Source organism: Marinobacter sp. ST-43 (genome assembly GCF_030541085.1).
GTDB lineage: Bacteria > Pseudomonadota > Gammaproteobacteria > Pseudomonadales > Oleiphilaceae > Marinobacter > Marinobacter nauticus.
This window is the reverse complement of record NZ_JASSVO010000006.1, coordinates 201,240-212,244: the sequence shown is the minus strand read 5'-3', so window position 1 is coordinate 212,244 and position 11,005 is coordinate 201,240. Positions and strand designations below refer to the sequence as shown.

The window sequence follows — 11,005 nt, the reverse complement described above, 5'->3', positions numbered from 1 at the left end:
TGAGACTTCGGAGTAAGAAGAGAAACCCCGCGTCGCTACGCTCCGATGGGTGGCAGCCTTGCTCCGGTCCGGGTGGCAGGCTTCACGTGGAATGGGTGGCAACCTTCAGCGGTTTACGCAGCGCAACACCTGACAATTTAAAGCGAAGCGTAAGATTGATCCGTGTGCCTGCGTTCGTTATACGCAGCCTGCACCATCAATACTATTCCTAAACCCTATAAAACGCGGGCATAAAATTTCTTCGGCTTTTATGAAATTCCGGGCTTAAAAACGTCATATCTTAAATTCACAGGGACTAACTAGGTGTTTGACTATCATCAATTACACCTAAGTACATTGGCTGTTCAAAGCCAGAAAATTCCGGTTTCCACTCTATGTCCCCTTCTGATGCATTATAGTGGTACTCTGTGGTAGAGAAGACAATCTGAGCTCGATTACCTTTGCAGATGCTTTTTAACTTGGTTATAAATGCTGCAAAATCTTTAGTTTCAATATCATGCTGCCGTGGCGTATCAAAGATCAGAAACTCTATGGAAGTACATCCCATGGAAATGAACAGTTCAAAGAAGGCAGCCCTGAGAGCAAGGACTGTTCGCAAAAGTGTACTACCACTGAATTGAGATAATTTTTCCGCCCCAAAAAAAACATTAAAATCAGAATCGACAGAAATGTCCCTCGAAACGTTCTTAGTACTGAGAACGTCAAGCCATTCGACAATCTTTTTACGATAAGAATTTCTGAATTCTAGAGTCCTGATATCACTCAAACCCGCTCCACCTTCAAAAGAATATATATCGCCCTGAAGACCCTTACGCTTATTCAATAGTTGAACGTAATCATGTTTCTCGGATTCGATCCGTTCCAATACATCTTTTTTGCCTTGGCGATCAATAATCGATCGTGTTAATGCACTTATTGCAGCTATCAAAGATGTTGTTTGGGTATTCTCCTCCTTCGTTAGATTGGATTCTAGGGAGGCAATTTCATCATCGATCTTTCTTAATCTCGATATATATTCATCCAACCTTATTTCTTGAAATTTCGTGTTTCTATCCAAGTCTTTTATTTGATCGCGAAGATAAAGCAAATTCTTTCCATACGAATCGGAACTTGATGTAAAAAGACCACAACCTGGCGCTGAACAAATCTCCTTAAAAGAACTGAACAGCCGTCTAGACTCTTCGTTAAGAGCCAAGGTATTAATTTCGATCTCTATTTCGTTCTTTATTTTATTGAACCCTGATATCCGGCTTTCCAGGTTCTTAATTGAAGCCGTAAGATTAAGCCGTTCATTCTGCTTCTCGCGAATCAGTCTTTGTAGCACATAATCGGCATCGTTCGTCGCATCAAAACTATTACGGAGATCTTCCAGCTCGCCTCTAAATCGCTCCAACTCATCCTCAATCTCCGAAACAGAAATGTTACCAATATCTGACTGCTCTTCGAGTTTTCGTATGAATTCCCCAGCATTGACGATTTGAATATTTACTAAATCAAGCTCCCTTTTCTTTTCTATGAGAAAACGCTTAGCCTCGAAGGAGTGTTTTGGAGCAATTCCAAGCCCCAACCTGACCATCTCAGCGTATTGATCTTTTATGAAACTACCTGGAGGCCTGTAAGCACTCGTGTAACCAGCATCTTGGTCAATATAAAAAAGCGGCAGGAATGTTGAGATATATGGATACGTAGGCTCATTTTTATTGGTCGTCAACGCGAGTGATGACAGCCCAAGCCTCGAGAACAGGTACTCAGAAATCTCTTGTTCGTTGTAGAAAGTACGTGATTCCTTGGAACCTTTTTCCGAAACTTCTATGTGAAACTTATCAGAAAATGACCTCTCGAAAGTGAAGAATTCCTTTTCATGCTCCACAGTCAGGCTGACTGAAGAACAATTCGCCATAATATCGTCCCTGTATCTAACAGGATACCCAAGCGCGAAGGCAATAGAATGAATGACAGGCGTTTTCCCTGCGCCGTTCGGTCCATATAGTTGGGTGATATCGTTAGCAAACACAAGATCCTTCGACCCCCAACCGGTCTTCCCTGAAGGATGAATTTTTAATTTAACAAGTTTCATTCCAGATCCATTGCAATTTGTTTTTCTATTTGTATATCAAAATAATTTCGTTCAATTAGCTGGAGCGTGTAACCGAGGTCTGATTGCACATCTATTGCTTTTGATACGACCTTTTTCCCAAACTCGGTGGCTTTAATGCGAGAATCATGGCGGTTGACCTCAACAAGACTTACTGTCTCAAGAAAGGTTAGCGCATTAACTGTCCGCATCCTAAGATTCGCCGACCATCCTAAGTGTTGGGACGAACCTTTAAAGTCTGAAAATGTTCTCTCAAAACACTCGCCAATCAACTGACCTAGTTCATCTGACTTAGGCTTACGGCGTGTTTTAGACAATAAGAGAATAGTCATCGCGAGCAAGGGAAGATGAAAAAGCGCTTCATTGCTAAGCCGACGAGGTGCCGAACCACTGAACTGATCTAGAGGCAATACAATTTCTTTTTCAGACGCTTCTTGAAAGAATTCTTCGTAATCCATCACGCATTCCCTCTAACTAAAAACGAAAAAACAGCGCCTAGAAGGAGTTCACGATTAAGAGTTCCAGACAAATCTTCAGTATCCAAGGCAGACAATACTATCTTGATTCGACTTTGAAGCAGTGGAAGGCTTTCTCCTAATTTCACCCACTCAGCCGCATTTTTCTCTATTTCTTCTAAAATGAAATTTAGGTCAAATTCTGGAATAGTGTGGCGCTTGTCCCTAAACCATATATCCCATCGAACCTTACAGTCAGAGACGAACTCTATCATTCGCTCAGACGCACCAGCCTTACTCATCAACCGGTGAATAATAGAAGCATTCTTGATGGCTTGTGAGTCGCCGCTATCTTTTAAGCTCTGATATGCCGCTTTGGAGATGCTCAGAATATTGAGCATTTCGGAAAGACTAACGCCTGCTATATCATCGAGGTCGCTTTCCCCTATTTCCTCTAATAGTTTGCCAAACGACTTCCGCTCGACAAGAGATATAAGACTATTAAGTATTTCCTCACACTCTGAACGCTGCAAATCTATTTCACTATATTGATAAATGGTCTCTCTTGCCTCAGAGAAAAATTTATCGCCGTGTGGATCTAAATAGGAAACATTGGACTTAAGCTGAAGCTTCTTAATACGCTCTATTATATCCTGATCTTCTATGGGTGCTTCTGGGCATAAAGCTTCATTAAAATTTTCAAGCAACAATTTATAATAGTTGTTATCACTATCGTCCTTTATGGCATCACGCACCCCCTCCAATTCATCATTTAGATGCACATTGGTGAGAAAAACGACGTTACCACAGGAGTTCTCGAACCTGATAGTATGGATAAGGAGTTTTCCTACGTAGCTATCGGCAATCTTAGCTGGCTCGCATGTTTTAGCGCCTTTCTTTACCCCCAAGACATCATTTACAGACCATTGGTAATTCAATTTTCCCTTGGTTTTGACCTGAAAAAAATTATAGACATAATTCCCCTCGACATTGAGGCGAGTCACGAAATCGTCTTGGTAATCGCAATAGACACGGTCTAGCGTCTCATCCTCCAACAGAGCCAAACACTCGAAAGCCGCTCCGCGAAACTGGGCTTGATAGCGGGCAATGGTTTCCCTTCCAACATTCTCCCGTGGTTCGACTTCATGAAGCTTTGGACTACCGATCTTTTTTTCTACCACGCTTATCTTCCTTCAGGAAATATTCTTCGATTTATGATGCGCATTTCCTGACCCTATTATTGATTCTTGAGAGTAACCCAGTATGACCCACCGCATAACGCCAGCCAGCATGCGCGGCTACGGAATGAAGGCGAAGCCGCAATGCAGTAGGCGTCGCCGTGCCTGGCCTTGTTAAAACAGATCCTAATGTTTGGGATAAAACTGCGCTGGTCACTCCATTTCTCGAAGGTATTTTTCCGTCAACAACTCGTTCAAAATCCAAGCTGAGGTCAATCTGAGAAGGGTCTTGAGATCGTTAATGTCTTTTTCTCCCCATTTACGCACGTAATGCGTCTCGTCATTGCCAATCCATGCGGCACGAGAAGCACAGACCTTCACGTTCGCATCGTTAACATACTCATTAATGCACGCACCTAGCATTTTCCGTTTTATGGCATCGGCGTCATCCGGGTGTTTGTGGATGGCATAGTCTTTAATCAAGAACTCAAGAGCCTTTCGAAATCCACATCCAGCTATTTGATTCAGGCGGAAACCTTCAGCAGCAGCACTCTGTTCTAGAATTTCATGATAGCTAGGAGATAGCTCTTTTAACTCTTTTGGTGTATCAGGCTCTGCAGGCCGGAAAGGTGCTGTGTTGCGGAGAAAATAGTCTCCAGTAGGATAGTGACCTAAACGATCGCGATTCTGCGTGTACGATGCGATAAAAGCTCTCTGACATTCATCTCGAGGGCACCGATATAGAACTTGGAGAGTGTGTCCAGTCTGGCGGTCTGATCGCGAGATAAGGTTGCTACCAACTTTTATGGCTTGGATACCATGATGGCACAGCGGACAATGATCTGGTGCTCGATCATACTCATAATGGGTTTCGGATATTCTTATATCTGGCACCTGTAACTCCTTTTAACAGTAATTAGATAGCGCGCTTCGTTATTGCAATCATTTGAGCGTCAATAACAGTTCAGAACCAACACTCAAACCTCGCCAATTTAACTTTTAAAATCAACTAATTACACTACATTGATGCTCTGGTCGCGCCGTAATCATCTGACAGCTTCGTTACTGCAATAACGAAGCACCAACCATCCCCCGGCACTTGGGGAATGCCTTGCAGCCAAAAAACTCCTTCCCAATATTCTCTCCGCGCTTCACCGTGCGCTTTACCATCTCGCCCTGGCACTTCGGGCACCGTGGCACACTTTCTTTCTTGGCCACGATCTCCTTCACATGCGCCACGTGCTGCCGATGATTTCTGAACGTAGCTGCCAGCCGCCCGGATTCAATAGCTTCGATCACCTGATGAACCTCAGCATCCGACAGCCGCTGCTCGGTTTGGGCTTTGATAAAGCGGACATACCCACCACTGTGGGTCACGTTCTCCGGCATGGGCGTTTTGAACGTCGAATCCCCTACAAAAACCACTACCGAAAACACCTGCTCATCACTCAGGTCCAACAGGCTTTGCAGTGTCTTAACGTGTTTGTAGTTCTGGTGCAGCGGGTTCTGAAATTTCTGCGAGTACTTGAAGATCTTCTGCGTCCAATACCGCTGTTTGGCGTTGCCGAAGATCCAGCCTTTCATGTTCTTGGTTTCCACTACGAACACGCCGTACCGGGAGACAATGATATGGTCGATCTGGGTGGTGCCGTCTTCCGTGGGCAAGGTGACGTTTTTTATGAGGTGGTAGCGGGTTTTATCGAGAAACAACTTTGCGGCGAGGTTTACCATGGCTTCGCCGGCTTTGCCTTTGAACCAGGGTGTTCTCAGAATTGGCAACAGGATGAACAGCGGTACGAAATACCAGACTTGATTCGGTAGAGAGTTCAGGAGGGTGTTGAATAACTGGCCGAAGTCCATCCGTTTTCCTTAACAGCGGCGTCAATCCGTTTCTTATGTATACACACTAACCTAATTTTCAGGAAACTTCCCATACCGTCAAGGTCAAATTTTGTAAACCATATACTGAAAAAGCCGCGCGGTTTCCCGGGCGGCTTTTTCGTTTCTCAAGAGACTACGGAATCAGGCAGCCGCCAGGTACGCTCCCGCCACAGCCAGAACTCCTCCAATCCCACGGCTAAACCGGCTATCCGCCCTCAGCATCAGACTACCCAGCCCACGCCCAACCAGCGTAATGGCCAGGGTGGCGATGGAAAAACCTGCCAGGTAGGCCGCCAGCGTGGCGCCTTCGGGCATTTCTGCGCCATGGGCGAAGCCATGGAACAGCATGAAGGCGCCAACCAGGGTGCCACCCACGGCGGTGGGCAGTTTGGCCAGGGTAGCGATGAGGATGCCCGCCACCAGTACCGAGAAGGTGATCCCGGTTTCCACGCCCGGCATGCTCAGGCCGCCCCAGGCCAGGGCGGCGCCGAATACCATGCCGCCGATGACGAAGGCGGGGGTGGCGTTTTTCATGAGTTTGCTCTGGCGCACGCTCCAGAAGCCGATGGCGGCCATGGCCAGCAGGTGGTCCAGGCCCAGCATCGGGTGCAGCAGGCCGCTGGTGAAGCCGCCTTCGGTGTGGCCGGGGTGGGCCATGGCGGTGGCGGAGGCGGCCAGCAGCGCGGCGGCACTGAGCAATTTCGTTACGAGTTTCATATCAATTCTCCCAATTCGTGTATGCGGTATCTCGAAATTCACTATGTTGCACGAGCCTTAGGTTCTGGTGTGGTGAAGGGCTAGGCGCCCCGGAGCGCAGGAAGCGGGACATACCTACTGGTAGGACCGCTTTTGAGCACCGGAGTAACGACGCCATTCGCCTCACCAGAGCCTCAGGCGGTCTCAGCAGTCTTGTGTGGGCGTCGCTCGGGCAGCATGCCGCGCTCCAGAATGAAGCTGATGATGGTGTCCAGCCCTACCCCGTCGTACAGGTTGGTGAACACGAAGGGGCGTTCGCCGCGCATTTTTTTGCTGTCCCGCTCCATTACGTCCAGGGAGGCGTGTACTTGTTCGGCAATGTCAATCTTGTTGATGATCAGCAGGTCGGATTTGGTGATGCCGGGGCCGCCTTTGCGGGGGATCTTGTCGCCGGCGGATACATCGATTACGTATAGGGTGAGGTCGCTCAGTTCCGGGCTGAAGGTGGCGGAGAGGTTGTCGCCGCCGGATTCCACCAACACAAGCTCCAGGCCGGGGTGGCGGCTTTGCAGGTCGTCGATGGCGGCCAGGTTCATGGAGGCATCCTCGCGGATGGCGGTATGCGGGCAGCCGCCGGTTTCCACGCCCAGGATGCGGTCTGCGGCCAGGGCTTCGTGGCGCAGCAGGAAGTCGGCGTCTTCCCGGGTGTAGATGTCGTTGGTGACCACGGCGATGTCGTAGTGGTCCCGCAGGGCGGTGCATAGCTGGCGCAGCAATGCGGTTTTACCAGACCCGACCGGGCCGCCGACGCCTACTCTCAGACAATGTGTCATGGCTGTATCTCCTTGATGTTTTTATTCAGCTTCTGAAAAGCCGTGAATACTGGGTTTCATGCAGGGCACTGCCGAGCGCGAGGCCCGGCAGGATGGGCCCGAGTTCGTGGTCTTGCCGTGCCAGCGCCTGGTCGGTGGCAATCACCAGTGCCGGGCGCAGTTGTTCGATAATCCGTTGGGCGGCGGTGTGGCCCAGGGGCAAGGCTTTGCAGGCCACCGCCAGCTGGTTTTCCAGCCAGGCCCAGGCAAAGCCGAGCAGGGTTTGCCGCACCGGCACCCGGCGTACCTGGGCGGCCCAGGCAAACAGGGTGATGTAGCCGGGTTCGGCCGGAATCAGGGTTTGCTGCGGCAACAGGTTGAGGTTGCCCAGCAGGGTTTTCAGGGCGCCGCCCAGGCGGGTGTCTTCGTCGCTCAGTTCGGCGGTTTCCCGGGTAGCGTGCAGCCACTGGTTCCAGTGCGCGATGCTGGCGCCGTCGTCGTTCGCCCAGGCGGTTTGCAGCCGGGCCAGTAAGGGCAACTCACACCGGCTGAGGCCGTCTTCCAGCACGCCTTCAATCCATTGGGCCAGTTCCGCTTCGTTGTTCACCCAGCCCAGTTCAAAGGCGCTTTCCAGGCCTTGGGACCAGGCAAAGGCGCCGATGGGCAACGCCGGGCTGACCAGCTGCATCAGCCCCAGCAATGCCAGGTCGCCACCGGGTTCGCCCTCACCCGCCGTGGCTGCCGGCTCAGTGGGTGTGTTTGTGGCCGTGAGCATGGGTATGTCCAGCAGCGTGAGTGTGGTCATGGCTTTCACCGTGCGAGTGCGAGTGCGCGTGGGAATGGCCATGGCTATGACCGTGCGAATGGCCCTGGCCGGCCTGGTTGTAGGCTCCGGGTTCCGGGTCGAAGGTGGCGGTGTGGTGGACTACGGTGGCGCCCAGGCGTTCGGCCAGTTCTTCCAGTACGTGATCGGGCGGGAAGCGCACGAAGGCGCCCTGCTCGTCTTCACCAATCGCCAGGGTGACGTGGCGGTTGCCCAGGTGGTAACACAAGCGGGCCAGCGGCAGGCCGGTTTCTACACGGGCGGTGACCACCGGCTCTTCCGCGGCGCGAATGCGGATGATCTCGCCGGATTTCGCTTCCAGCAGGTCGCCGTCTCTCAGCACCGGGCCACGGTCCAGAAACAGGCCCACGTCCAGGTTGGTTTCGGTGGTCGCGCGCAGGCGGCCGCGAATGCGCAGTTCGTAGGGCAGCACCAGGTTGTCGTGGATTTCGCTGGCGTCTACGTGGGTGATGCGTTTAGTCAGTTCCAACATCCGTTCGTTCCTCTCAGAACAGCCTTGAGCTGTGTTGATTAAGCAGCCTTGAGCTGTATTGACTAAAAAAGGTGATAACGCTGGGCCAGGGGCAGTTCGGTGGCCGGCTCGCAGGTGAGCAGTTCGCCGTCGGCGTGCACTTCGTAGGTTTGTGGGTCTACGGTCAGGTGCGGGCAGGCGTCGTTCAGTTTCATGTGCTGCTTGCGCACGTCCCGCACGCCTTTGCAGGCGGAGAGCGGGCTATCCAGGCCCAGTTCCTCACCAATGTTGGCGTCCAGCGCGGCCTGGCTGACAAAGGTCAGGCGGGTGGCACTGGCCGCCTTGCCGAAGGCGCCGAACATGGGGCGGTAGTGCACCGGCTGCGGTGTGGGAATAGAGGCATTCGGGTCGCCCATGGGGGCGGCGGCAATCATCCCGCCCTTGAGGATGCAGGCTGGCTTTACGCCGAAAAACGCCGGGCTCCACAGCACCAGATCCGCCAGTTTGCCTACTTCCACCGAGCCCACATCATGGGCGATGCCGTGGGTGATGGCGGAGTTGATGGTGTACTTGGCGATGTAGCGTTTGGCGCGGAAGTTGTCGGTGCCGCGCTCCTGGTCTTCCGGCAACAGGCCGCGCTGCACTTTCATCTTGTGGGCGGTTTGCCAGGTTCGGCAGATTACCTCGCCCACCCGGCCCATGGCCTGGGAGTCAGAGGAGATCATGGAGATCACGCCCATATCGTGCAGGATGTCTTCCGCCGCGATGGTTTCCCGGCGAATGCGGGAATCGGCAAAAGCCACGTCTTCCGGAATGTTCGGGTCCAGGTGGTGGCACACCATCAGCATGTCCAGGTGTTCGTCGATGGTGTTCACGGTGTAGGGCCGGGTCGGGTTGGTGGACGACGGCAATACATAATCTTTGGAGCAGGCGGTAATGATGTCCGGGGCGTGGCCGCCGCCGGCGCCTTCGGTGTGGAAGGTGTGAATGCAGCGGCCTTTGAAGGCGGCCAGGGTGTCTTCCACAAAGCCGGATTCGTTCAGGGTGTCGGTGTGGATGGCCACCTGGATGTCGTACTGGTCGGCGACGGTCAGGCAGTTGTCGATGCTGGCCGGGGTGGTGCCCCAGTCTTCGTGCAGTTTGAGGCCGATCACGCCGGCTTTTACCTGCAGCTCCAGCGCTTCCGGCAGGCTGGCGTTGCCTTTGCCCAGGAAGCCGATGTTCATGGGCAGGCTGTCCACGGCCTGCAGCATCTTGCCGATGTGCCAGGGGCCCGGAGTACAGGTGGTGGCGTTGGTGCCGGTGGCCGGGCCGGTGCCGCCGCCGAGCATGGTGGTCACGCCGCTCATCAGGGCTTCTTCTACCTGCTGGGGGCAGATGAAGTGGATGTGGGGGTCGATGCCGCCGGCGGTGAGGATCTTGCCTTCGCCGGCGATGATTTCGGTGCCGGGGCCGATGACGATGGTCACGTCTGGCTGGGTGTCCGGGTTGCCGGCTTTGCCGATGGCGGCGATGCGGCCTTTCTGGATGCCTACGTCGGCTTTGACGATGCCCCACCAGTCGAGGATGAGGGCGTTGGTGATCACGGTGTCCATCACGGCGTCGTCGCAGCGCTGGCTCTGGCCCATGCCGTCGCGGATGACTTTGCCGCCGCCGAATTTTACTTCGTCGCCGTAGTGGGTGTGGTCTTCTTCTACTTCTATCCACAACTCGGTGTCGCCCAGGCGGACGCGATCCCCGACGGTGGGGCCATACATGTCGGCGTAGGCTTGTCTGCTGATTTTCATTTTGTGTCCTCCAACGGGCCCATTACTTCACCCCGGAAGCCATAAATTTCGCGCGCTCCGGCAAACGGAATCAGCGTCACAGAGCGGGTCTGGCCGGGTTCAAAGCGAATGGCGGTGCCGGCGGCCACGTCCAGGCGGTAGCCGCGAGCCTTGGCGCGGTCGAAGTCCAGGGCTGGGTTGGCTTCGGCGAAGTGGTAGTGGGAGCCGATCTGCACCGGGCGGTCGCCGGTGTTGCCGACGTCCAGCTGGATGCGTTCGCGACCGGCGCAGAGCTCGATGTCGCCGTCTTTGAGTTGGTATTCACCGGGGATCATAAAAAGCCTCCTTGAAAAGCCGATGAGAAGCGTTGGCGAGGCAGGCGCTGCAAGGCAAAAGAAGGCGAAAAAGCGGAGTTTATGCATGTATAAATGAGCATTTTGAGCCTTCTTTTAACGCCGCAGCGGCAACGCAGGTAGCTTCTCATTGGCTTTTAGACGATTGGGTTGTGGACCGTGACCAGTTTCGTTCCGTCCGGGAAGGTGGCTTCCACCTGGACTTCGTGCACCATGTCGGCGACGCCGTCCATCACGTCTTCGCGGGTGAGGATTTCGGTGCCGGCGCTCATCAGTTCGGCCACGGTGCGGCCTTCACGGGCGCCTTCCATGATTTCGGCGCTGATCAGGGCCACGGCTTCGGGGTAATTCAGTTTCAGGCCTTTGGCCTTGCGGCGTTCGGCCAGGAGGGCGGCGGTGAACAGCAGCAGCTTGTCTTTGTCTCTGGGGGTGAGTTCCATGGATGACTCCGTTGTCTCTTTTTAAGGCAATAGC

12 protein-coding genes are annotated in these 11,005 nt (G+C 53.1%); all 12 read right to left on the bottom strand.

Features of this window, described 5'->3' with window-relative positions; genetic code table 11:
• Nucleotides 1-295 precede the first annotated feature (295 nt).
• The gene (locus QPL98_RS11120) at nucleotides 296-2,077 is read right to left on the bottom strand and encodes a hypothetical protein (RefSeq protein WP_303293261.1); all 1,782 of its coding nucleotides are present in this window, start codon (nucleotides 2,075-2,077) and stop codon (nucleotides 296-298) included.
• Nucleotides 2,074-2,553 carry a hypothetical protein gene (locus tag QPL98_RS11115; RefSeq protein WP_303293260.1) on the bottom strand — a complete coding sequence of 160 codons (480 nt, stop codon included), beginning with the start codon at nucleotides 2,551-2,553 and terminating at the stop codon, nucleotides 2,074-2,076. Before QPL98_RS11115 ends, QPL98_RS11120 begins: the two co-directional genes overlap by 4 nt.
• Nucleotides 2,553-3,731 carry a dsDNA nuclease domain-containing protein gene (locus QPL98_RS11110; protein WP_303293259.1) on the bottom strand — a complete coding sequence of 393 codons (1,179 nt, stop codon included), beginning with the start codon at nucleotides 3,729-3,731 and terminating at the stop codon, nucleotides 2,553-2,555. The genes QPL98_RS11115 and QPL98_RS11110 overlap by 1 nt, the downstream gene beginning before the upstream one ends.
• Nucleotides 3,732-3,941: 210 nt before the next feature.
• Complete coding sequence (locus tag QPL98_RS11105) at nucleotides 3,942-4,622, bottom strand: hypothetical protein (protein WP_303293258.1); 681 nt, start codon at nucleotides 4,620-4,622, stop codon at nucleotides 3,942-3,944.
• Nucleotides 4,623-4,790: 168 nt separating this feature from the next.
• Nucleotides 4,791-5,588, bottom strand: a complete 798-nt coding sequence (locus tag QPL98_RS11100; protein ID WP_303293257.1) for a nuclease-related domain-containing protein — start codon at nucleotides 5,586-5,588, stop codon at nucleotides 4,791-4,793.
• A gap of 162 nt (nucleotides 5,589-5,750) precedes the next feature.
• Complete coding sequence (locus tag QPL98_RS11095) at nucleotides 5,751-6,326, bottom strand: HupE/UreJ family protein (RefSeq protein WP_303293256.1); 576 nt, start codon at nucleotides 6,324-6,326, stop codon at nucleotides 5,751-5,753.
• Between the two features lie 173 nt (nucleotides 6,327-6,499).
• Nucleotides 6,500-7,138, bottom strand: coding sequence for an urease accessory protein UreG (gene ureG / locus QPL98_RS11090; protein WP_228223747.1), 639 nt, complete (start codon nucleotides 7,136-7,138; stop codon nucleotides 6,500-6,502).
• Between the two features lie 25 nt (nucleotides 7,139-7,163).
• On the bottom strand, nucleotides 7,164-7,892 hold the full coding sequence (locus QPL98_RS11085) for an urease accessory protein UreF (protein ID WP_303293264.1): 729 nt from the start codon (nucleotides 7,890-7,892) through the stop codon (nucleotides 7,164-7,166).
• Nucleotides 7,864-8,433, bottom strand: coding sequence for an urease accessory protein UreE (gene ureE / locus QPL98_RS11080; protein WP_303293255.1), 570 nt, complete (start codon nucleotides 8,431-8,433; stop codon nucleotides 7,864-7,866). The genes QPL98_RS11085 and ureE overlap by 29 nt, the downstream gene beginning before the upstream one ends.
• A gap of 62 nt (nucleotides 8,434-8,495) precedes the next feature.
• Nucleotides 8,496-10,199 (bottom strand): urease subunit alpha, encoded by a 1,704-nt coding sequence (gene ureC / locus QPL98_RS11075; protein ID WP_183576745.1) that lies wholly within the window; start codon nucleotides 10,197-10,199, stop codon nucleotides 8,496-8,498.
• Entirely contained in the window at nucleotides 10,196-10,513 is a 318-nt protein-coding gene (locus tag QPL98_RS11070; protein WP_141067076.1) for an urease subunit beta, read from the bottom strand. The genes ureC and QPL98_RS11070 overlap by 4 nt, the downstream gene beginning before the upstream one ends.
• Before the next feature lie 155 nt (nucleotides 10,514-10,668).
• Nucleotides 10,669-10,971, bottom strand: a complete 303-nt coding sequence (ureA, locus tag QPL98_RS11065) for an urease subunit gamma (protein WP_022992779.1) — start codon at nucleotides 10,969-10,971, stop codon at nucleotides 10,669-10,671.
• Nucleotides 10,972-11,005 lie beyond the last annotated feature (34 nt).

What these genes read in the sequence shown, in the direction of transcription:
- QPL98_RS11120 (WP_303293261.1), bottom strand. Translation starts at nt 2,077, where the DNA reads ATGAAACTTGTTAAATTAAAAATTCATCCTTCAGGGAAGACCGGTTGG.
- QPL98_RS11115 (WP_303293260.1), bottom strand. Translation starts at nt 2,553, where the DNA reads ATGGATTACGAAGAATTCTTTCAAGAAGCGTCTGAAAAAGAAATTGTA.
- QPL98_RS11100 (WP_303293257.1), bottom strand. Translation starts at nt 5,588, where the DNA reads ATGGACTTCGGCCAGTTATTCAACACCCTCCTGAACTCTCTACCGAAT.
- QPL98_RS11095 (WP_303293256.1), bottom strand. Translation starts at nt 6,326, where the DNA reads ATGAAACTCGTAACGAAATTGCTCAGTGCCGCCGCGCTGCTGGCCGCC.
- ureG (WP_228223747.1), bottom strand. Translation starts at nt 7,138, where the DNA reads ATGACACATTGTCTGAGAGTAGGCGTCGGCGGCCCGGTCGGGTCTGGT.
- QPL98_RS11085 (WP_303293264.1), bottom strand. Translation starts at nt 7,892, where the DNA reads ATGCTCACGGCCACAAACACACCCACTGAGCCGGCAGCCACGGCGGGT.
- ureE (WP_303293255.1), bottom strand. Translation starts at nt 8,433, where the DNA reads ATGTTGGAACTGACTAAACGCATCACCCACGTAGACGCCAGCGAAATC.
- ureC (WP_183576745.1), bottom strand. Translation starts at nt 10,199, where the DNA reads ATGAAAATCAGCAGACAAGCCTACGCCGACATGTATGGCCCCACCGTC.
- QPL98_RS11070 (WP_141067076.1), bottom strand. Translation starts at nt 10,513, where the DNA reads ATGATCCCCGGTGAATACCAACTCAAAGACGGCGACATCGAGCTCTGC.
- ureA (WP_022992779.1), bottom strand. Translation starts at nt 10,971, where the DNA reads ATGGAACTCACCCCCAGAGACAAAGACAAGCTGCTGCTGTTCACCGCC.